The 21,897-nt window shown below is 60.4% G+C and carries 21 protein-coding genes; 14 read left to right on the forward strand and 7 right to left on the reverse strand.

Annotated features, from left to right (window positions below; all coding sequences use genetic code 11):
* The first annotated feature begins 32 nt into the window (after positions 1-32).
* From OSJ75_RS18435 to OSJ75_RS18455, 5 genes are read left to right on the forward strand one after another with little or no spacing between them, the layout of a single operon-like run.
* Positions 33-1,169: an extracellular solute-binding protein gene (locus tag OSJ75_RS18435; protein WP_267229040.1), complete on the forward strand. Its 1,137-nt coding sequence runs from the start codon at positions 33-35 to the stop codon at positions 1,167-1,169.
* Positions 1,170-1,228: 59 nt separating this feature from the next.
* Entirely contained in the window at positions 1,229-2,050 is an 822-nt protein-coding gene (locus tag OSJ75_RS18440) for an ABC transporter permease (protein WP_267229041.1), read from the forward strand.
* Entirely contained in the window at positions 2,047-2,859 is an 813-nt protein-coding gene (locus tag OSJ75_RS18445; RefSeq protein ID WP_267229042.1) for an ABC transporter permease, read from the forward strand. Before OSJ75_RS18440 ends, OSJ75_RS18445 begins: the two co-directional genes overlap by 4 nt.
* Before the next feature lies 1 nt (position 2,860).
* The gene (locus OSJ75_RS18450) at positions 2,861-3,925 is read left to right on the forward strand and encodes a LacI family DNA-binding transcriptional regulator (protein WP_267229043.1); all 1,065 of its coding nucleotides are present in this window, start codon (positions 2,861-2,863) and stop codon (positions 3,923-3,925) included.
* Positions 3,925-4,698, forward strand: coding sequence for a phosphodiesterase (locus tag OSJ75_RS18455; RefSeq protein WP_267229044.1), 774 nt, complete (start codon positions 3,925-3,927; stop codon positions 4,696-4,698). The genes OSJ75_RS18450 and OSJ75_RS18455 overlap by 1 nt, the downstream gene beginning before the upstream one ends.
* Here the strand turns inward: OSJ75_RS18455 and OSJ75_RS18460 are convergent.
* Complete coding sequence (locus OSJ75_RS18460) at positions 4,692-5,087, reverse strand: helix-turn-helix domain-containing protein (protein ID WP_267229045.1); 396 nt, start codon at positions 5,085-5,087, stop codon at positions 4,692-4,694. The genes OSJ75_RS18455 and OSJ75_RS18460 overlap by 7 nt on opposite strands.
* 262 nt (positions 5,088-5,349) lie before the next feature.
* On the opposite strand from OSJ75_RS18460, the gene OSJ75_RS18465 reads away from it, so the two are divergent.
* The 6 genes from OSJ75_RS18465 to OSJ75_RS18490 all read left to right on the forward strand — a co-directional run bounded on the left by OSJ75_RS18465 (position 5,350) and on the right by OSJ75_RS18490 (position 10,686).
* A complete protein-coding gene (locus OSJ75_RS18465; RefSeq protein ID WP_267229046.1) occupies positions 5,350-6,090 on the forward strand; it encodes a L,D-transpeptidase in 741 nt (246 codons plus the stop codon).
* 70 nt (positions 6,091-6,160) lie between these two features.
* Complete coding sequence (locus OSJ75_RS18470) at positions 6,161-7,351, forward strand: RHE_PE00001 family protein (protein WP_267229047.1); 1,191 nt, start codon at positions 6,161-6,163, stop codon at positions 7,349-7,351.
* A gap of 193 nt (positions 7,352-7,544) precedes the next feature.
* Positions 7,545-8,522 carry a tonB-system energizer ExbB gene (gene exbB / locus OSJ75_RS18475; RefSeq protein ID WP_267229048.1) on the forward strand — a complete coding sequence of 326 codons (978 nt, stop codon included), beginning with the start codon at positions 7,545-7,547 and terminating at the stop codon, positions 8,520-8,522.
* A gap of 9 nt (positions 8,523-8,531) precedes the next feature.
* Positions 8,532-8,981 (forward strand): TonB system transport protein ExbD, encoded by a 450-nt coding sequence (exbD, locus tag OSJ75_RS18480; protein WP_250019780.1) that lies wholly within the window; start codon positions 8,532-8,534, stop codon positions 8,979-8,981.
* 5 nt (positions 8,982-8,986) lie between these two features.
* Positions 8,987-9,835 carry an energy transducer TonB family protein gene (locus tag OSJ75_RS18485; RefSeq protein ID WP_267229049.1) on the forward strand — a complete coding sequence of 283 codons (849 nt, stop codon included), beginning with the start codon at positions 8,987-8,989 and terminating at the stop codon, positions 9,833-9,835.
* Between the two features lie 23 nt (positions 9,836-9,858).
* On the forward strand, positions 9,859-10,686 hold the full coding sequence (locus OSJ75_RS18490) for an ATP-binding cassette domain-containing protein (RefSeq protein WP_250019819.1): 828 nt from the start codon (positions 9,859-9,861) through the stop codon (positions 10,684-10,686).
* A 24-nt stretch (positions 10,687-10,710) separates the two neighbouring features.
* Here OSJ75_RS18490 and OSJ75_RS18495 read toward each other — a convergent pair whose 3' ends face one another.
* Positions 10,711-12,450, reverse strand: coding sequence for an ABC transporter ATP-binding protein (locus tag OSJ75_RS18495; protein ID WP_267229050.1), 1,740 nt, complete (start codon positions 12,448-12,450; stop codon positions 10,711-10,713).
* A gap of 230 nt (positions 12,451-12,680) precedes the next feature.
* On the opposite strand from OSJ75_RS18495, the gene OSJ75_RS18500 reads away from it, so the two are divergent.
* From OSJ75_RS18500 to OSJ75_RS18510, 3 genes are all read left to right on the forward strand, one after another.
* Positions 12,681-13,742: a siderophore-interacting protein gene (locus OSJ75_RS18500; protein WP_267229051.1), complete on the forward strand. Its 1,062-nt coding sequence runs from the start codon at positions 12,681-12,683 to the stop codon at positions 13,740-13,742.
* A 19-nt stretch (positions 13,743-13,761) separates the two neighbouring features.
* Positions 13,762-14,643, forward strand: a complete 882-nt coding sequence (locus OSJ75_RS18505) for a helix-turn-helix domain-containing protein (protein ID WP_267229052.1) — start codon at positions 13,762-13,764, stop codon at positions 14,641-14,643.
* Between the two features lie 122 nt (positions 14,644-14,765).
* On the forward strand, positions 14,766-16,913 hold the full coding sequence (locus OSJ75_RS18510) for a TonB-dependent siderophore receptor (RefSeq protein WP_267229053.1): 2,148 nt from the start codon (positions 14,766-14,768) through the stop codon (positions 16,911-16,913).
* 3 nt (positions 16,914-16,916) lie between these two features.
* Here OSJ75_RS18510 and OSJ75_RS18515 read toward each other — a convergent pair whose 3' ends face one another.
* Genes OSJ75_RS18515 through OSJ75_RS18535 form a run of 5 tightly spaced genes read right to left on the reverse strand, consistent with a single transcriptional unit; the run spans position 16,917 to position 21,895 of the window.
* Positions 16,917-18,515 (reverse strand): GMC family oxidoreductase, encoded by a 1,599-nt coding sequence (locus tag OSJ75_RS18515; protein ID WP_267229104.1) that lies wholly within the window; start codon positions 18,513-18,515, stop codon positions 16,917-16,919.
* On the reverse strand, positions 18,512-19,501 hold the full coding sequence (locus OSJ75_RS18520) for a branched-chain amino acid ABC transporter permease (protein WP_267229054.1): 990 nt from the start codon (positions 19,499-19,501) through the stop codon (positions 18,512-18,514). Before OSJ75_RS18520 ends, OSJ75_RS18515 begins: the two co-directional genes overlap by 4 nt.
* A complete protein-coding gene (locus tag OSJ75_RS18525) occupies positions 19,494-20,381 on the reverse strand; it encodes a branched-chain amino acid ABC transporter permease (RefSeq protein WP_250019769.1) in 888 nt (295 codons plus the stop codon). Before OSJ75_RS18525 ends, OSJ75_RS18520 begins: the two co-directional genes overlap by 8 nt.
* A 4-nt stretch (positions 20,382-20,385) precedes the next feature.
* Entirely contained in the window at positions 20,386-21,096 is a 711-nt protein-coding gene (locus OSJ75_RS18530; RefSeq protein WP_250019817.1) for an ABC transporter ATP-binding protein, read from the reverse strand.
* On the reverse strand, positions 21,083-21,895 hold the full coding sequence (locus tag OSJ75_RS18535) for an ABC transporter ATP-binding protein (RefSeq protein ID WP_250019767.1): 813 nt from the start codon (positions 21,893-21,895) through the stop codon (positions 21,083-21,085). The genes OSJ75_RS18530 and OSJ75_RS18535 overlap by 14 nt, the downstream gene beginning before the upstream one ends.
* Between the last annotated feature and the right edge of the window lie 2 nt (positions 21,896-21,897).

Raw genomic sequence — 21,897 nt, forward strand, 5'->3', positions numbered from 1 at the left:
AGAAGTCAGCAATCTTGCTCTGGAGACCGAAAATGAGAACATTTATCAATACCGGCATTTTACTGGGCCTTGCGATGTCGCCAGCCGCCGCCGCGGACCTCACCGTTCTGACAGCCGGCGACCAGAACATGGTCGACTATGTGAACGACTATCTCGGGCCGCTCTTCGAAAAGGAGAATCCCGACGTCAAGGTCCGTGCCGTTGGCACCGGACCCGGCGACGCCGGCTCGCAAAAGATCGTTGAGCGCTTCGACGCACAGGCAAAGGCCAATGTGGAAAGCTGGGACGCGGACGTGGCCGTGGTGCACGAGAAGTTCGCCGGCCCGATGGTCAAGGCCGGCTATCTCGAAGCCTATCGCTCGAAGATACCGTCCGGCGAAATGGTGACCAGCGACAAGGCCAGGATGGCGCTCGGCACCAATGTCGATGGCTATGTCATGCCGATGTTCTCGAGCCAGACGGCAATCGCCTACAATCCGGCCCTGATCCCGAACCCGCCGAAGACCTATGCGGAACTGGCCGAGTGGGCCAGGCAGAACCCCAAGCAGTTCGGCTATAACGGGATCAAGGGCGGCGCCTCCGGCGTCAGCTTCGTCATGGGCTGGATCTATGCTTTTGGTGATGGCGACGCCAACAAGCTTATGAACGGACCGTTCGAGGAAGCCGAAACCCAAAAATGGGCGAAGGCTTTCGCGCAATTGAAGGAATTCAGCACGAATGCGACCCTGACGCCCGGCAATGCCGGCACGCTGGACATGTTGAGCCGCGGCGAGATCGCAATGGGCCCGGTCTGGGTGGACATGTTCTACTCCTGGCAGGCCGACGGAAAACTGCCGCCGGAAATGAAGCTTTTCCTGCCGGAGCCGGGGATGCCGGGCCAGCCCATGCACTATGTCATTCCAGCCAAGAGCCCGAACCAGGAGATCGCGCGGAAATTCGTGGCCTTGGCGACGAGCCCCAAGGTGCAGGCCGAAGGCATCGTCAAACGCTTCAACTGGTATCCAGGAATCGACGCCAAATTCGTCCAGCCCGAACTGGACAAGGCGAGCTGGGACAAGCTGTTCGTCGATATTTCCCCCGACGACCTTGCAACCAAGGCGAAGCCCTTTCCCATCGCTCCCTATAATTCGGCTATACTGGAAGCCTATGAAAAGAATGTAGCCAACTAATGAAAAACGGCCGGCCGCGCCACGGTCGGCCTCCCCTTTTGCCGAGACCGGAGCATCCCATGAAGCGGCGCCTACTTGCGGTCCTCCTCGTTCTTCCCGCGCTTGCGATGATAATCGTGTTCTTCATCGTGCCGTTGTTCGCGTCCATTATCGGGGCATTCGAGGTCGAGGGCGCGTTCGGCCTTGGCAATTTCAGCAAGTCGTTCGAACTCTATTCCAGCGACATGATCTTCACGGCGTTGATCGTTTCGGCGTCGACGCTGCTCATCGGCGTCTTTTCGATCGCTATCGGCGGTTATCTGACACTCGGCGAGAACCCGCTCGCCGTCGCCGTGTTGCGGTGGCTCTACCGTTGGCCGATGTTCATACCCTTCATCGTCGTCGGGCAGATCCTGCGGACGTTCCTCGCCAAGAACGGTCTCATGAACAATATACTGGTCTCCGCCGGTCTCTTGACCCCGCTCCAGACCGTCGGCTTCCTCGATTGGCGCGGCATCGTCATCGCCTTCGTCTGGAAGCAGACGCCCTTCGTCACATTGCTCGTTTCCGGGGCCATGGCTTCGCTCGATCGCGGCACCATCGAGGCAGCCCGAAACCTCGGCGCGTCGCGTCTTCGAATTCTCGTCGAGATTATCGTGCCGCAGGTGGCGCCAACGATCCTCGTCGGGCTCATTCTTTCGTTCGTTACCATGATGTCGGTGCTTTCCGTACCGTTGATGATCAACGCACAATCACCGACGATGCTGACAGCGGATATCGCATTCCGTATCAACGCGCATGGGGATTACGGCGTCGCCAACGCCCTCGGGCTGATATCGCTCGTCATGACGGCCGGCGTGGCGTTCCTCTATCTGAGGCAGACAGTCAAGGAGCGCTCATGACGACCGGCATCGATCTCTGGTGGCTGCCCCGGGCTCTGCTGCTCGGGCTGCTGGCGTTCATCATCTTCGGCCCCCTCACCAACCTCCTGCTCTGGACCGTCGCGGAGAAATGGTATTTCCCGCATATGCTGCCGCTCGACTATGGGTTCGGTTTCTGGCAGCGGGTGTTCTCGCCGCGCGGCAATGCGATGGTTTCGCTGGGGTCGAGCATCATGATCGCATCCCTGACCGTCGTGGTCTCCCTGGCATTGGCAATCCCGGCCGGATACGCATTGTCGCGATTGCGGCTGCCCTTCCGCGGGCTGTTCCTGCTGGCTTTCCTCATTCCGCAAGCCTTCCCGAACCTGCCGGTCTATGTGAATATCGCCCGCTTCTTCTATCAGATCGGCCTCAACGGCACGATCGCCGGCGTTGTTCTCGTGCATGTGACGCACGGCCTCGTCTACGCCGTCTGGATTGCAACCGCCGCATTCTCGGCGGTGGACGTCGACGTGGAGGAAGCGGCCCGATCCATCGGCGCCGGGCCGTTCCGCGCATTCCGCGACATTACCCTCCCCCTCGCCGCGCCGGGATTGCTCGCCAGCGCCATTTTCGTTTTTCTCGAATCGCTCGACGAATTCACGGGGACCTATTTTGTCGGCGCGCCGGACGTGACGACCCTCCCCCTCCTCCTCTATACCGCCAGTTCGGGCGGCAATTACCAGATCGCATCCATAACCGCCTTGCTGTTGCTCATTCCATCGATAGGTTTCATGTTGGTGGTCGAGCGATTCTTGCGGGCGGATGTTCTTTCCAAAGTGGGGCATTGAGATGAAATCCAAACGGACCTCAGACAGCAAGGGCGGCGGCAATTATGTAAGTGCAGTCCAGGTCGCCAAGGCAGCCGGCGTTTCCCGCTCGGCCGTATCCAGGGCTTTTACGCCCGGCGCCAGCGTTTCGGCCAAGAAACGCGAGAAGATACTGGCGGCAGCGGAAGCACTCGGCTACCAGGTCAACGATCTGGCGCGCGGACTGCTGGCGCGGCGCAGCAGGCTCGTCGGCATCGTCGCGACCGATCCCGAACTCGGCTACCGCTCGCACCTCGTCGCAGCGCTGACGAAAGCGCTCATCCATCGTGGCAGCGTCCCTATCGTCATCAATACCGGCCATACGGAAGAGGAACTGACTGCCGCGCAGAAGACCCTGTTCGGCTATCGCGCCGAAGCGACGATCATCCTTTCCGGCTCACCACCCTCGTCTTTCGTTGAACTTGCACGGCGCAATGGCCAGCCGCTCATTGTGCTCGGGCGCTCGGAAACCGGCGCCGACGACGTGAACGTCGATAATGAGGATGCCGGCCGGGAAGCAGCGCGGCTTTTCCTTGCGGCGGGATACAGGAAGCTCGCCTTCGCCGCGCCCTCGATACGCACGCCGACGACGATAGAGCGGGAGAGGGGTTTCCGGCGGGAAGCCGAGAAAAATGGGGCGCTCGTCATGAGCGGCGACGGCTCCAACTCCAACTATCAGGGAGGGCAGGAGGCCGCCAGGCAGTTGTTCTCAGGCACGGACAGGCCCGAGGCGGTGTTCTGCGTCAATGATCTCGTGGCATTCGGCCTCATGGATCACGTGCGGCGCCATGCAAACCTGCGCATACCCGAAGATGTCGCCGTCATCGGTTTCGACGACATACCCGAGGCGTCGTGGAGCGCCTATGAACTGACCACCTTCCATCAGGACGCAAGGCAGATGGCCGAGCAGGCAGTTGCGCTGCTCGACAGGCGCGAAGCAGAACCGGAGCACAAGCCCATGCACGTGCGCCTGGCGACGCAACTGGTGCTTCGCAGCAGCACGCGGCCCGTATCGGACCTGCCGCTGCGAAATGAGGGTGCTGCCTGATGAAGATCATACAGGTTACGGATTTGCATCTGGTCGCAGCCGGAGCGACGCTGTGCGGGCTGGACCCGCTCGAACGCCTGCGGGCCTGCATCGCCGATATCAATGTGTGCCATGCGGATGCGGCCCATGTGATCTTCACCGGCGATCTCAGCGACACGGGGGCAGTGGATAGCTACCATATCCTGGCAGGCGAATTGCGGAAGCTGGTTCCACCGCATCATCTGCTGCTCGGCAATCATGATGACCGCGACGCGTTTCTTGAGGTCTTTCCGGAAGCGGAAGCGGAAAATGGCTTCGTCCAGAAGATCGTCCATACCCCGGAAGGTATTCTGTGCCTGCTCGACACGCTGCTGCCGGGAAGGCCGGAAGGGCGCCTGGACCAGGCAAGGCTACGATGGCTCGATGAGCGATTGGCCGAGGCAAAGGCCGAACCGGTCTACCTGTTCGCCCATCACCCGCCCTTTCCTATCGGCATTCCTCTGCTCGACACCATGGGCATCATCGAGGCTGACGAGCTTCACGCCGCTCTGAAGCGCCACGGTAATGTCAGGCATGTTTTTGCCGGACACGCACATCGGCCGGTCGGCGGTAGCTGGCGCGGCATCCCCATCAGCATATTGCGCAGCACCAACCACCAGACGGCGCTCGATTTCTCGGGCGGCGACCTCGCCATCACGCACGAGCCGCCTGCCTATGCGGTCATCCTGATCGACAAGGACAATGTCATCGTGCATTTTCACGACTTTCTCGATAGGTCGGCAGCTTACTATTGATCATTGCCGTGGCGCACCCTGCGCAGATCGGCGGATGGAACTTCCTTGTACTTCCGCTGATACAGCCGGGTGAAGCGCCCGGGATTGCTGAAATGCAGCATTGCTGCGATCTCCCGCACCGTTGAAACCTCTCCGCGTAGAATGATGTCGCGCGCGGCCGCAATGCGGATCGCCAACAGATATTGAAGCGGGGAGGAGGCATGGCGTCGCCGAAACAGACGCTGGAGCGAACGAACGCTGAGTTCGGCGGCATCGGCGATATCGGATATGGCAAGCGGCTTGGTGATATTGGCCTGGATGAAATCCTCGGCCTCCTGTAGCGGATTCGGGGCGGGCGGAATTGTCGTATCGATAGCGTCGGCGATCTTGAGAATATTGCTGTCGGACATGGGCTCCTCAGGCGGATTGTCGGTTGAACTCAATCAGAGGCGGCACCGGAAGTTCATATGAAATGCCAGGTTGCACGGTACGCAAACTGGGCGACTTGGAAAATTGGACCTTAGGACTATGCGAAGTGGGCGCGTTGACACCTGTCAACGCCTCGGTGGCTGGGGCAGAGTTGACAGCTGTCAACTGGCAAATGCGATTCATGTTTTATAAACCACATTTTTTTATCATTTCCGGATCGTAGCAAAACAGCGAGATGCCGCCTTGTCCGAAGCCCAGAAGTCGAACGCCCAATCACACACCACCCCGGATTTCACGCGGCGGCAATTGCTATGGGGTGCCGGCTCGCTGGCACTGCTCGGCAGCGCGGGCTGCACCCAGACGACGCTCAGCCTGCCGGAAATGAACATAGACCCGATGCCGACCAACGGCATCCGCCCGCAGATCAGCGTCGACAGGAACGTCACTGTACCCGATGTCATGTATGCGGCGGTGCAGGAGGGCCCGTATTCGCTGCCGGCGGTACCCTACCAGAAGATCCCGGCCCAGTTCCGACGGCAGGTCGTCGTCGACCCGACGGGCGAGCAGCCAGGTACGATCGTGGTCCGTCTGCAGGAACGGTTTCTCTATCTCGTCCAACCGGGCGGCGATGCCATTCGATATGGCGTCGGCATCGGCAAGGATGGCTTCCTCTGGAGCGGCCGCGCCAATATTCAATACAAAAAGCAATGGCCGCGCTGGACCCCGCCGCGTGAAATGATCCAGCGCAAACCAGAGCTGGTAAAATACCAGAACGGCATGGAGCCCGGCCCGCAGAACCCGCTCGGGGCGAGGGCGCTTTACATTTTCAAGGATGGCGTGGATACTGGTTACCGTATTCACGGTTCGCCTGAATGGTGGTCCATTGGCCAGTCGATGTCATCCGGTTGCGTCCGCCTGATCAATCAGGATATTATCGACCTCTATAGCCGGGTTCCCGGCAAAGCGACGGTTGTTGTTGGCTGACAATCGACCGCTTCAACGGAAGTTATAGCTAGACTATCTTCCGTTTGCCTCATCCTTTATATTTAATTCAATGGCTTATGATTCTAGTGCATTGTCGTTGAATGCCTTGTTCCAACCGGTGGTTGAAGCCGAGGACGCTTTGGCGCGCCTGGATGATCGGCTGAGCCGCAAATCCGAGGCCGGGGAGGCGTCCCGCCGGACCGCGGATGGCCTTCTCAAGGAAAACACCGGCTGGATCGAGCGCTCGCATTTCGCCGAGGCATGCAACGCGATGTGGCTCGCCGGCGAACTCGTCCATGTCGAGGACCTCGTTCTCCACGATGCGCGGATGGATATTCGCACGCCGACGCATGAATTGACCATCGCGCACACCATACTGCGCGCCCGCCGCCAGATTGCTTCCAACCCTCCTTCCTGGGCGCTGAGCGCAAAGGGCCTCGCCAGCCTGCGCGGCCGCAGGGATGGCGAGTATATATCGGAACCCGCAAGGCCGGCCGAAACGCCGGGGGCGAGGGCAGGGGAGCAGGCGAGCGAGGAAGCAAAATCGGCCGCCGAGTTCGAATTCGAGACAGAGCTTGCCCGCTTCGACGAAGTCATGAAGCGGTCCGCCGAGACGCTCGCCCATCCGCGGTCACGCCTGCCGCGTACGCCGAACGTCGATATCCGCCACACCGCCACGCTGGAAGGCGACCCGCTCGTCTACGATCCCGACTGGGACGAGGACGCCCGCATCACGCAATGGCTCGGCGTTCACGATGTTTCCCGGGCACTGCCGCCACTGCTCGCCGCGGCGATCCTTTGGGATGCGTGGGAAACCATCGAACCCTTGCAGCATCAACATTGGCTGGGCCCATTGCTGGTATCGGCCATGTTGCGCGAAAGGGGCAAGACGCGCATCCACCTTGGCGCCTTCAATGCCGGGCTGAAAAACATTCCGAGAGCCGAGCGCCGGTCCAGGGATATGATGACACGGTTGCTCGCCTTCATCGGCGCCGCCCGTGATTCCAGCATTGCTCACCTCAAGGAAGTCGAGCGGCTCAGCCTTGCCAGGGTCCAGCTGGAACGCAAGCTCAAGGACCGGCGCTCCACCTCCAGCCTTCCGGCTCTCATCGACCTCGTGCTTGCGCGGCCCATCATATCGGCGGCGCTCGTGGCGAAGGAACTGAAGATATCGCAGCGCGGCGCCCTCAATCTCATTGCCGAAATAGGGATGCGCGAGATCACCGGGCGAGGCCGCTTCCGCGCCTGGGGCATACTATAGGCTGGGTCTCCGTCCGCTGAACTCGTTCGCACGGCTGGTGCAGAAGCCCTTAGGCGCTTTGAGCGGTTGATTTTTCTCAGAATATACTTGATTGTTAAAGTCATAAATTATAAGCCCGCCCGTGAATGCCGCTGCCGGTACGTGCAGCCGGTGCCTCGTTGAAGGCAGACGGGAAAGACAGGGATATCCAGACATGGAACCAAGAGCCGCAAGACCGACCGAAAACCGCCGTGACAACCGAACTTCGAGGTTCGGCTTTATCTGCGCCGCTGCCCTTGCGCTGATCCTGCTGCAGCAGCCTGCTTCAGCGCAGGAAACACAGTCGCCACCCGCGCAGCCATCGGTGACGACGCCCCAGCTGGTCCAGCCTGCCACCCCGGCTCCGGTAGAACCGGCCCAGCCGGACGCGACTACGGCTCCCGCCGCCGCTGACGCTGCGCCGTCGCAGGCGTCGGGAACGCTGCCGCACAATCTGTCGCCGTGGGGAATGTTCATGGCCGCCGACTGGGTGGTGAAGTCCGTCATGCTGGGATTGGCCTTTGCATCGCTCGTAACCTGGACCGTGTGGCTCGCTAAGACACTGGAACTCGCTGGCGCTCGCGTGCGGGCCTATCGCGCACTCAACGCAATTGGAAGCGCGCGCACGCTCCAGGACGCCGAGCGCGCGCTGGAAGGGAAGGGCGGACCCGGCGCCTTGCTCGTCAGTGCGGCCCGCGAGGAAGTCCGCCTCTCCAGCGACACTCACGGGCATGTCGGACCGGAAGGCCTCAAGGAACGCGTGGCGTCGCGCCTCTCGCGTATCGAAGCGCAGGCCGGGCGCCGCATGAGCAGGGGCACCGGCGTTCTCGCCACTATCGGCTCGACCGCACCCTTCGTCGGACTGTTCGGCACCGTATGGGGCATCATGAATTCCTTCATCGGCATCTCGCAGTCACAAACCACCAATCTTGCGATTGTCGCACCCGGCATCGCCGAGGCGCTTCTTGCGACGGCCATCGGCCTCGTCGCCGCTATCCCCGCCGTCGTGATCTACAATGTGTTCGCGCGTTCGATCACCGGTTATCGCCAGCTCCTGGCGGACGCCTCTGCCGGCGTCGAGCGTCTTGTCAGCCGCGACGTCGATTTTGCGCATCTGCCCGCAGCGCGGCAGCCTCGCGCAGCGGCTGAATAGGAGAAACCCATGGCCGGCGGCATAAGGCAAAATTCGTCCGACGACGATCTGCAGGAAAACCACGAGATCAATGTGACGCCGTTCATCGACGTCATGCTGGTGCTGCTGATCATTTTCATGGTTGCCGCACCACTTGCCACGGTCGACATCAATGTCGATCTGCCGGCATCGACGGCGACGCCCGCCCCGCGTCCAGATCAGCCAGTCTATGTGACATTGAAGGAAGACAAATCCATTGCTGTGGGCAATGACGTCCTGACTGCGGACGCGCTGGGCGGTTTCCTCGACCGCCAGACCAACGGAAACAAGGAAACCCGGATATTCCTGCGTGCTGACAAGGCTGTCGATTACGGCTCGCTCATGGATCTGATGAATGGCCTCCGGTCGAGCGGTTATCTCAAGATTGCGCTTGTCGGCCTGGAGTCCGCACCGGCGGCATCGAACGGAAACAACGGGTAATGTCCATGCGGCGCGCAGGCCCCTTTGCATTTTCGGGCACGGACTGGCGTGAGATCGGGCGTTGGTCCGCCGCGGGCGTCGTGGTGGCCGGCCTGCATGTCGGTGCCGCTCTGGCTATCCAGCAGGCCGATATCGATGAGGCAGCCGGAGACATACAGGCGCCCATCATCATCGACATGGAGCCGATGCCCGCGCCGATCGTGGCGAAGCCGGTAGAAGAAATCGCCGAGCCGGTCGAGCCGGAAGAGGTGGCCGAGCAGGAGGTCACTCCGCCGGAAGAGATCGAGCCCGAGCCCGAGGAACAGGTGGAGCCGGTAGAACAGGCCGCGCTCGAGCCTGAACCAGATGTGGAGCCGCTTCCGGAACAGGCTGAGGAACTGGTGGAACTGCCGAAGGTGGAAGTGCCGTTGCCGGTCGTTCGGCCCGAGCCGGAAAAACCGGAACCTCAAAAGAAGCCGGCCGAAAAGAAAATCGTCAAGAAAGTCGAAAAGAGGGTCGAAAAGAAGATCGAAACCGCGAAGGTCGAAGCGCCGAAGGCTGCACAGCCGCCAAAACGGGCCGCATCGAGCGCGGCTGCCGAGCGCCAGGCCGCGAAGTGGGGCGATCGCATCAGCAGCTATCTTCGACGGAAGGCGCGCCGGGCACGAGCCGATGGCAGTGGCACGGTCACGGTCCGTTTCGTCGTGACGCGCGATGGCTCCATTGTCGCTACCAGCGTCGTCGGCAGTTCGGGTTCGAGCCAGCTCGACCAGAGCGTTCTCAATACTGTCCGCAATGCCTCGCCGGTTCCCTCCGCGCCGGATGAAGTGTCGGTTGCGCGCCAGAGCTTTACCGTACCGTTCCGGATCAACTAGACGGCGCGGCTGAAAGGACGATGATGGATCATCTCGAATTAAGCTCAACGGATCGGCAGGCCGCATCCAATTCCGCGGGGGCATTGTTGGAATTGGGCGATGTCAGCTTTTCGGCGGAGGCCCGCGTTCTGCTTCGTCCGCTTTCGCTGACGTTGCGGTCGCGGCAGGTCACCGGTTTGATCGGTCACAATGGTTCCGGAAAATCGACGCTGATCAAGATCCTTGCCCGGCAACAGGCGCCAAGTGCGGGCAGGGTCATCTTCGAAGGGCAACCCATCGACGATTGGGGCGCGCGCGCTTTCGCCCGGAAGGTCGCTTATTTGCCGCAATATACGCCGCAGGCGGAGGGGATGCTGGTGCGGGAACTCGTGGCGCTGGGGCGCTATCCCTGGCACGGCGCACTCGGCCGGTTCAGCAAGCTCGATCGCGAGAAGGTCGAGGAAGCCATCGATCTGACCGACATACGCGGTTTTGCCGACCGCCTCGTCGATACGCTGTCCGGCGGCGAACGCCAGCGCGTCTGGTTGGCGATGCTTGTCGCGCAGGATGCCGAATGGCTGCTTCTGGACGAGCCGATTTCCGCACTGGATGTTGCTCATCAGGTGGAGATATTGTCACTCGTCCATCGCCTTTCCCAGCAAAAGGGGCTGGGCGTCGTCGTGGTGCTGCATGATGTCAACATGGCTGCACGCTACTGCGACGAGATCATCGCGCTCCATTCGGGCAAGATGATCGCACGTGGTACGCCCGACGAGATCATGACGCCGGAAAGCCTTGCCGCCATCTATGGGATCAACATGGATGTCATCAAACATCCGTCCACCGGCGTTCCGGTCAGTTTCGTTCGTTGATCGGACACTGGCCGGGTTGACACCCTAGCCCGCCAATGACGGCGTGCCATGCTCGCCGAACTGGGCATCGTACAGCCTCCTGTAGAAGCGGCCGGACTGCAACAGCTGCGTATGCGTGCCCTGTTCCAGTATGCGGCTTTCATCCACGACGATGATACGGTCCGCATTGCGGATGGTCGCAAGCCGATGCGCGATCACCAATGTCGTACGACCCTCGGCAAGCTCCGCCAGCGAGGCCTGGATTTCGCGCTCGGTCTGGGTATCCAGCGCCGACGTCGCCTCGTCGAGAATGAGAATGGGCGGGTTCTTGAGGAACATGCGCGCGATCGCCAGCCGCTGCTTCTGCCCGCCGGAAAGCTTCACGCCACGCTCGCCGATCACCGTGTCGAAACCATCGGGCATTGCGGATATCGTCGCGTCCAGTCTCGCCCGCCGCGCAGCTTCCGCTATGTCGAAATCCGAGGCATCCAACCGGCCATAGGCGATGTTCTCGCGGATGGTTCCGCCGAAAAGGAACACGTCCTGCTGCACCACTCCGATCTGGCTCCGCAGGGAGGTGAGGGTCATATCGCGAACATCGGTGCCATCAATGTATATGGCTCCGGCGTCCACTTCATAGAAGCGCGGGAGGAGGGAGCACAATGTGGTCTTGCCGGCGCCGGACGAGCCGACGAAAGCCACCGTCTCGCCGGCCTTGATCTTGAGGTTGACATCGCGCAGGGCAGGGCGGTCGAGCGAATAGCCGAAGGTGACGCCGGCATAATCGATATCGCCGCGCAGCTTGGAGACAGTCACGGCATCGGGCCGGTCGGCGATGTCGGGCTCGGTATCGAGAAGTGCCGTATACCGCCGGAAACCCGCTATGCCCTTGGGATAGGATTCGATGACGGCGTTGATCTTCTCGATCGGGCGCACGAACACGGTGACGAGCAGCAGGAAGCTGACAAAGCCGCCATTGGACATTTGTCCCGTTATGACGAGATAGCTGCCGGCGATCATCACGATCACCTGGATGAGCCGCATGCTCATATAATTGAGCGACGTGCTGGCCGCCATGATCCAGTAGGCGGCCAGCTTGGTCTCGCGGTAGCGGGCATTGTCCCGTGCAAACAGCTGGCGCTCATGCTCTTCATTGGCAAAGGCCTGGACCACGCGCATGCCGCCGACATTCTCTTCGATCCGGACGTTGAAATCACCGACCCGGCGATAGAGGTTCTGCCAGTTCGCTGTCATCCTGCCGCCATAGCGCCCTGCACCCCAGACAATGAACGGCACGACGATCAGGGTGATGAGCGCAAGCATCGGATTGACGTAATACATCAGGCAGAAGGCGCCGATGAAAGTCATGACGGCTATGAACAGGTCTTCCGGCCCGTGATGGGCGACCTCGCCGATTTCCTCGAGATCCTTGGTTACCCGCGCGACGAGGTGGCCCGTCTTGTGGTTGTCGTAGAAGCGGAAGGAGAGCTTCTGCAGATGATCGAAGCTCTTCCGGCGCATCTCGGTTTCGATATTGATGCCGAGCTTGTGGCCCCAATAGACGACGATGGCATTGAGGCCAGTGTTGAAAAGGTAGAGAGCCAGAAGCGCCAGCGAGGCAATTATGACGAGAGTCCAATCCTGCTGCGGCAGCAGATCGTCGACAAAGGTCTTCACCGCCATCGGGAAACCGAGCTCGAGCAGTCCCGACAGCACCGCGCAGGAGAAATCCAGCGCGAACAGGCCCTTATAGGGTGTGTAATAGGCAAAGAAGCGTTTTATCATTGGATGCACGTGCTGATTGCTGACATGGGGTGCCGTGAGGCGCGGGGAGGGGGATAACACATCCGCTTCTTGAACCCAATGCGCCATAGAGGTGGAATTTCTCCGAGATCGCTTCTATCCGAAGTTGTGAACAATAATATGACTTGATGCGTCATATTATTGTCGGGTAATACGAAACAGGCATGCTGGCGGAAGCCGTGCCCGGCAAAGCCATGTTTCGAGGAGTGGAAATGGATCAGGTTCGATTAAGCGCTACTGCACGGGTGAGTCTTCCGACCCCTCTCGTCTACTTCAACAAGCTCACCAATCATTTTGCGGAGCATGGCGAGGTAACGAAGGCAGGGCACAAGGGCCAGATCGAACTGAGCTATGGTATCGCCACGATCGAAGCCGGCGACGATACGCTGCTTCTTTCGGCGGAAAGCGATGACGAGACCGGCCTCGCATACATGAAACATGCGATTGCCGAACATGTGATCGAATTTGCGCGCCGCGAACGACCGAAAATCGTCTGGGCCGGCGACGGCACGTCCGGCGGCGCGCTGCCCTATTTCAGGGAAATGAGCGTGGTCGGCGTCAGCACTCTTTCGCCCATGATGCGGCGGGTTCGGCTGCGCGGCAAAGACCTGCGCCGCTTCTCCTATGGCGGGCTTCATGTTCGACTTCTGATCCCGCCGCAACAGGTCTCGCCGCAATGGCCGATTGCCGGCGAAGATGGCCGGCCGATCTGGCCGGCAGAGGAACACAAGCTCACGGCCCGGGTCTATACGATCAGGAATATCGACGTCGAACGCGGCGAAGTGGACATCGACATCGTCATTCATGATGAAACGCCCGGCTCCGTATGGGTCATGAATGCCCAGCCCGGCGATATTGTCGGATTGACCGGCCCCGGCGGCGGCGGGGTGCCGGATGCGGACTGGCAATTGCTCGCAGGAGACGAGACCGCCCTGCCGGCGATCGGCCGCATCATCGAAAAACTCCCGGCCGAGGCGAAAGTCGTTGCGCGTATCGAAGTGGACAGTGCGCTCGAAGAACAGCGCTTCGACCATCGCTGCCAGCTCGATCTGCAGTGGCTGCACCGGAATGGCCGCAAGGCAGGCACGACCACGCTCCTGCAGGACGCGGTGAGAAGCGTTGAATTTCCCAGGGATCAGCAGCGCATCTTCGCCTGGGCGGGCTGCGAATTCACGGCATTCAAGGCAATCCGCGGCTATTTGCGCAAGGAGCGCAAGCTTGATCGCAAGCAGCACCTTGTCGTTTCCTATTGGCGGCAGGGCGTAGAGGGTTAAAATCCGCGGGGCAAGGGAAATGACATTTCACCCACGCATGACGAGCCGGATTGAAGGTGTGTCCGTTATCGGCGGCCTCAAATGGCGTTCATGGGCGGGTGTGGTGGCGGATGTCTGGTCGGTGAAGTGCGAGCCGGAAGCGCGAGGCGAATATATCTCCGAAGACCCGCGACTGTTCGTCGTGCTGGACAAATGCGGCGGAGGAACGCTTCAACTCGGTACGGACAAGGCTTCCGACCTGAACAGCCATGGCATTGATTGCCCGATGAGCTTCATTCCGGCCGGTCTGCCCGTATGGGGCCGCTTGCGCAAGATGGAATATCTGCGCCATCTCGATATCCATTTCGATCTGGACATTATCAGACGCCGGTTCGGCGACGATCTCATCACCCAGCGCTTCCAGAAGCCACGCCTGATGTTCTCGGATGACGCAGTCGCCGGGCTGGCGCGTCTCATCGCCGATGAATGCGTCAACGAGCAGCCGCTCAACGACCTCTATGGCGACAGCCTGGTGACGGCGCTTGTGGTTCAGCTTTTCCAGATCGGCCAGGCTAGGAAGCGGCAACGCAGCCAGCTATCGGCTCGGCATCTGCGGCTGGTGACGGCCTATATCGAAGAACATAGTCTCCGGACGATCCGGCTGCAGGAGCTCTCGGATCTGACGGGCCTGTCGCAATCCTATTTCAGCCATGCATTCAAGGCTTCGACGGGCATGGCTCCGCATCAATGGCAGATGAAGGCGCGGATCAGGAAAGTCCAATCGCTGCTCGGAAAGAAAGGCGCATCGCTGACAACGGTCGCGTCGCTCGCGGGCTTTTCCGATCAGGCGCATCTGACCCGGGTTTTCAAACGGGTGGTGGGCGTGACCCCTGCAGTCTGGCAACGGGAGCAATGGAACTGAAGAAGCGCCCATAATCGTTCAAAACGCAGCAGAAACCGTCAATCCACACCGCCTAACTTGATATACAAGCTCAACTTAATTGAGACGGCCGGTGGGGCATGACGTTGCAAGGAATTTTGACGATGCGCGGGATATATAGATCAACTTTATTGACGCTTCTGGGGAGCGCCGCGGCGCTAGGCTTGATGTCGGTTGCGGCACAGGCACAGGATGCGAACTCATCGATAAGGCTGCAGGAAATCGTCATCAGCGGCCAGAATGCCGACGGAACCGCGACGGGTCCCGTGCAAGGCTTCGTGCCGCAGCGTTCGGCCACCGGTTCCAAGAGCAGTACCCCGATCGAAGAGATCCCGCAGGCCGTATCGGTTATCGGCCGTGACCAGATGGATGCGCAGGGCGCGCAGAAGATCGACGAAGCGCTGCGCTATACATCCGGCATTTTCGCACAGCCGTTCGGCGTCGATAACGACACGAACTGGCTCTATATTCGCGGCTTCGACGCCACCCAGAAGGGCACTTTTCTCGACGGCCTGCACAATTTCGGTTACGCCTTTGGCGGCTTCTATATCGATTCCTACGGCATTGAGCGGATAGACGTCCTTAAAGGTCCGGCCTCCGTGCTCTATGGCGGCAGCAACCCGGGCGGTATCGTCAACTATATCAGCAAGCGACCGACGGGCGAGCGCATCCGCAGGGTCGAGGCCGGCATCAACAGCTATGGCAATGGCTATCTCGGCTTCGACATCGGCGACAAGGCATCCGATACGGTCGACTACCGCATCAACGGCAAGATCGGCGGCGGCGACAATTACACCGACTACTCCGAAGAGTTCCGCGGCGTGATCAATCCCAGCATCACCTGGAAGCCGGATGAAGCCACCAAGCTGACGATCCTCGGCAACTATACCCATCTCGATTCGGTACATGATGGCGGCTCGTTCCTGCCCTATTACGGAACTGTGGTACCGACCGCCTTCGGCCGGATCGACCGGAAGGCCAACTTCACGGAGCCGTCGATCGACGATTACAATCGCGAGCAGGCGTCCATCGGCTATGAGCTGGAACATACGTTCGACAATGACTGGACGGTGCGCCAGAACGTTCGGTATAGCCATGGCGAGGTCCAGGAGCATTCGCTCTACGCATTCGGTTATGCGGGGTTTGCGGATCAGCCGGGCGCGACCGACGATCTTTCACGTATCAACTTCAAGCACGACACCACCATCGACAACTTCCTGGTCGACAATCAGTTGGAGGGCACGGTCACGACCGGCCCGATCGAGCACAAGCTACTGTTTGGCGTCGACTACAAGTTCTACAACATCGATCAGGTGCAGATTTCAGGCACCGGCACTCCGATCAGCGCCAATGATCCCGTCTACGGCGCACCTCAGGCGCCATTGGGCGCTCCCTATATCGACCAGGTGATCAAGCAGCACCAGATCGGCATCTACACGCAGGACCAGATGCGGTTCGGCGATGGCTGGATCGTCACGCTCAACGGCCGCTATGATTATGTGAAGACCGATGCCAGCGGGCTCCCCGACTATGAGGGCCATGATGGCAGCCTGAGCGGCCGCGCCGGCATCGCCTATGAGTTCGACAACGGACTAACACCGTATGCAAGCGTCGCTAGCTTCTTCAGCCCCGAAATCGGCGTCAACGGCAATCTCGAATTCCTGAAGCCCGAAACGGGCCAGCAATATGAGGTCGGCGTCAAATATCGGCCGGAATGGTTCGACGGGTTGATCACCGCTTCATTCTTCGACCTGACCAAGGAAAATGTCCTTACGGGCCCCTTCCAGCAGGAGTTCCAGATCGGCGAAGTCAATTCGCGCGGCTTCGAGATCGAGGCGCAGGCCAACATCACCGATGCCTGGAAACTGACCGCGTCATTCACCGCGATGGATATCGAGGTCAAGGAGGATGCCGATCCGCTGCTCATCGGCAAGCGGCCTTACCTGATACCCGAAACGCAGGCATCGCTGTTCGCCCAATACACCGTTCCGTCGGGCAAGCTGGAAGGCCTGGAACTCGGCGCCGGCGTCCGCTACGTCGGATCGACCTATGCGGATCGCGAGAATACGCTCAAAGTGCCGGATGTCGCACTGCTCGATCTGAAGCTTGGCTACAAGAAAGACAATTGGGGCGTCGATCTGAACGTCACCAATGTCTTCGACAAGGAATATGTGGCGGGCTGCCAGGGCGTCAATGTCTGTGGTTATGGCGAAGGCCGGCGCGCGCTGCTCAAGGCGCATATGACCTGGTAACTTCTAGCGGGCCGCAGCCAGGATCATGTCTGCGGCCTTTTCAGCGATCATGATCGTTGGAGAATTCGTATTGCCGGATGTGATGTTCGGCATGATCGACGCATCGGCTATTCTCAGGCCATCGACGCCCCGTACGCGCAATTGCGGATCGACGACGGAATCCGGATCAGCGCCCATGCGGCAGGTGCCGGCGGGATGGAAGATGGTCGTCCCTATCGCACCGGCGGCTTCGATGAGTTCGGCTTCGCTTTGATATTGCGGCCCCGGCTTGAATTCCTCCGGGCTGTATTTCTGCAACGATTTCTGCGCCACGATATTGCGCGTGATGCGGATCGAATCTGCCGCCACACGCCTGTCGCCTTCGGTGCTGAGATAGTTCGGCCTTATGGCCGGCTGGTCGCGGTGATGCCGCGATTTGACGTGGACGCTGCCGCGACTTTCGGGCCGAAGATTGCAAACGCTGGCGGTGAAGGCAGGGAAGGGGTGGACGTTCTCGCCGAATTTCTCCAAGGACAATGGCTGAACGTGATACTGCAGATTGGCGGTTTCGACGGATGGATCCGAGCGCGTGAAAACGCCGAGCTGGCTCGGCGCCATCGACATTGGCCCTGATTGCCGCAACAGATATTCAAGCGCAATGGAGGCCTTGCCGACGAGGCGGTTGGCTTTCTCGTTCAAGGTCGGAATGCCGGAAACCTTGTAGGCGCAGCGCAACTGCAAATGGTCCTGCAGATTTTCTCCGACATCGCGCCGCTCGACTCTCGTCTCTATCCCCGCCGCCTGCAATACGTCGCCGCGCCCTATGCCGGAGAGTTCCAATATTTGCGGCGAGCCGATCGAGCCGGCGGCCAGGACTATCTCGCGCCGGCACCGCAGCTGGCGCACTGTCCCCTCCTGCTCGAGTTCGAGCCCGGTCGCTCGCGGCCCATCGAAGAGGAGCCTCAATACATGCGCGCCGGTCTCCACCCGCAGGTTGGATCGATCTCTGGCGGGGCGGAGAAATGCCTTGGCCGTGTTCCAGCGAATGCCACGCTTCTGGTTGACCTTGAAATAGGACGAGCCTTCATTGTCGCCGCGATTGAAATCATCGATGCGCGGGATGCCGGCTTCCTCAGCAGCGTCCCGGAAAGCATCGAGGATGGCCCAATGCAGCCGGGCTTCCTCCACGCGCCATTCGCCGCCGGCGCCATGAAACTCGCTTTCGCCCAGATAGTAGTCTTCCGATTTCTTGAAATAGGGCAGGACATCGTCCCATCCCCAGCCGGTGCAGCCGCTCTGCCGCCAGATATCGTAGTCTCGGGCCTGGCCGCGCATATAGATCATGCCATTGATCGACGAGCAGCCGCCCAGCACCTTTCCACGCGGATAATTGAGAATGCGACCATTCAGCCCCGGTTCCGCCTCGGTGGTGAAGCACCAGTCCGTGCGCGGGTTCGAGATGCAGTAGAGATAGCCGACCGGAATATGTATCCAGTGATAATTGTCGCGCCGGCCGGCTTCCAGCAGAAGCACTGACACATCCTTGTCGGCCGACAGCCGATTGGCCAGCGTGCACCCGGCCGTCCCGGCCCCGACGATGATGTAGTCATAGGTGGTCATCAGTCGTGGTCTTTGTTCTGCAGCCATCGTCCGAAACGGGAAGCATAGAGCTCACCGATAAGCCCACGCCGGAACACGAGCACGCAGATCATGAAGATGATCCCGGTGATGACCGTGACCGGAAACTCCGACGTTGCCAGATAATTGCCGAGCGCCGTGATCAGCGCGGCCCCGAAGATCGGCCCCACCAGCGTGCCGATGCCGCCAAGCAACGTCATCAGCACCACTTCGCCGGACATTTGCCAGCTGACATCGGTAAGCGTGGCAAACTGGAAGACGATGGCTTTCATGCCGCCCGCGAGACCGGTCAAAGCAGCGGACATGACAAAGGCCGCCAGCTTGTAACGGGCCACCGAGTAGCCGAGCGATATGGCGCGAGGTTCGTTCTCGCGGACGGATTTCAATATCATCCCGAACGGCGAATTGATGATGCGCCAGATGATGAACATGCCGAGCAGGAAAACGGCAAGTACGAAGAAATACATGTTGAGCGGCTGGTTGAGGTCGATAAGACCAAACAGATGGCCGCGCGGAATGCCCTGGATTCCGTCTTCGCCGAAGGTGAACGGCGCCTGCAGGCAGAAGAAGAAGAACATCTGCGACAATGCCAGCGTGATCATGGTCGAATAGATGCCCTGCCGGCGGATCGCCAGGAAGCCGATGACGAAGCCGAGCACGGCAGCTCCGGCGACGCCGACCAGAATGCCGAGTTCCGGCGTCAGGCCCCAGACCTTGACGGAATGCGCCGTGAAATAGGCCGCGCCGCCGAAGAATGCCGCATGTCCGAACGATAATATGCCCGTATAGCCGAGGAGAAGGTTGAACGCGCAGGCAAAGAGGGCAAAGCACAGGACCTTCATGAGGAATACGGGATAGAAATAGAAGGGTGCGGCCAGGAGCAGGGCGATACCGATCAGGATCAGGACGAACTCGAGATTGAGCCGGCGCGGCTTATCGGTCGCAAGGGATGCTTCGGTCATGTCAGACATCCTTTCCGAACAGGCCTGCGGGCCGCACAAGCAATACGATGGCCATGATCACGAAGATGACGATGCTCGATGCCTCCGGATAGAACACTTTGGTCAGTCCCTCGAATATGCCGAGCATGTAGCCCGTGATGATGGCGCCGAGGATCGAGCCCATGCCACCCACGACAACGACGGCGAACACGACGATGATGAGGTTCGAACCCATGAGCGGGCTTACCTGGTAGATCGGCGCGGCCAGGATGCCGGCGAGACCGGCGAGGCCCGCTCCAAGCCCGTAGGTAAAGGTGAGCAGCAGCGGAACGTTGATGCCGAAAGCACGCACCAGCGTCGGGTTTTCCGTCGCAGCGCGCAGGTAGGAGCCGAGTTTCGTCTTCTCGATCAGCAACCAGGTGCCGAGGCACACCACCAGCGACGCAACGACCACCCATGCGCGATATTTCGGCAGGAACATGAAGCCGAGATTGTAGCCTCCGGCAAGAGCACCGGGGACGGCATAGGGCTGCCCGGCAGCGCCGTAATAGTAGCGGAACATGCCTTCGAGAACGAGCGCCAGGCCGAATGTGAACAGCAGGCCGTAAAGATGGTCGAGATTGTACAGCCGCGATAGCGCAATGCGTTCGATGAAGGCGCCCGCGAGGCCGACAACCAGCGGCGCGATGATCAGCGCCGGCCAGTAGCCGATGCCAAGCTCGGCGAGCAGCAGATAGCCGACAAAAGCGCCGATCATATATTGCGCGCCGTGAGCGAAGTTGATCACCCGCAGCAAACCGAAAATGATGGCCAGCCCGAGACTCAGCATGGCGTAGAAGGAACCGTTGATCAGGCCGATCAGCAATTGCCCGAGGAAGGCTTGCACCGGCACGCCGAAGATCATCATCATCGCGTCAAACTCCCAGCGCTTCGTTGAGCATGGTCATGCGTTGCGGTAGTTCCCCGACAGGGAAATTATCGATGATCCTGCCATGGTCCACCACATAGAAGCGATCGGCCACCTTGCTGGCGAAACGGAAATTCTGCTCCACCAGAAGCACGGTGATACCGCGTTTCTTCAGCTCCACGAGCACTTCGCCGATGCGCTGCACGATGACCGGCGCGAGGCCCTCCGTCGGCTCGTCCAGAAGCAGAAGCTTCACCCCGGTACGAAGGATGCGCGCCATCGCAAGCATTTGTTGCTCGCCGCCGGACAGCTTGGTGCCGGGACTGTTGCGCCGTTCCTTGATGTTCGGAAACAGCTCGAAAATTTCATCGATGCTCATGCCGCCCTTCGATACGACCGGCGGCAGATGCAGGTTCTCCTCCACGGTCAGCGTCGCGAATATGCCCCGCTCCTCCGGCACGAACCCGATTCCGGCATGCGCGGTACGGTGGAGAGGCACGCGCATCATGTCCTTTCCGTCGAAAGCGATCTTGCCGGTGCGCTTGCGGATGATGCCCATTATGGCGCGGAGCGTCGTCGTCTTGCCGACACCGTTCCGGCCGAGCAAGGTCACCGTCTCGCCGGAATGGATATCGAGATCGATACCGTGCAGCGCGTGACCTTCGCCATACCAGGCATTGAGATCGCGGACGGAAAGCAGCGGCTCACTCATGTTCAGTTCCCATATAGGCAACGCGCACGCGTTCGTCCCGGCTGACGGTGCGGTAATCTCCGGATGTCAATATCTCGCCGCGTTGAAGCACGGTCACCTGATCGCACAAATCGGCCACCACCTTCAGATTGTGCTCCACCATCAGCACGGCCCTGTCCCGCGCCACGTCCCGGATGAGATCGGATACATGGTGGACGTCTTCATGCCCCATGCCGGCCATGGGTTCGTCGAGCAGCAGAACCTTCGGTTCCAGCGCCAGCGTCGTTGCGATCTCGAGCACGCGCTTGCGGCCATAGGAGAGATCGGCCGCGAGCCGGTTGCGCGCATCCTGCAAGCCGACAGATTCGATCAGTTGCATTGCGCGGTCGTTGAGTTGGTCGAGAGCGCCCATCGGCAGCCAGAATTGCGTCGAAAGGTGGTGGGGCCGTTGCAGCGCCACTCTCACATTGTCGAGCACCGACAAATGCGGAAATACCGCGGAAATCTGGAACGAGCGGACCAGGCCCATGCGCGCCACCTTGGCCGGGTCGGTGCGCGTGATGTCTTCGCCAAGCAGCGTTATCGTGCCGCTCGAGGGCTGCAGGAACTTGGTCAGCAAGTTGAAGACGGTCGTCTTGCCCGCGCCATTGGGGCCGATCAGGGCATGGATTTTGGCGTGGCGCACATCCAGATCGACATTGTTGACCGCGACGAACCCGCCGAAATCGCGGCGCAATCCGCGCGCTGTCAGGACGACGTCCGAAACCTTGTCTGCATTCGCGCCGGGGGAGATCGCTCCCCCGGCAGAGCCGTGTGACACGCTCATCG

The organism is Phyllobacterium sp. 0TCS1.6A, from assembly GCF_026420825.1.
Classification (GTDB): domain Bacteria; phylum Pseudomonadota; class Alphaproteobacteria; order Rhizobiales; family Rhizobiaceae; genus Phyllobacterium.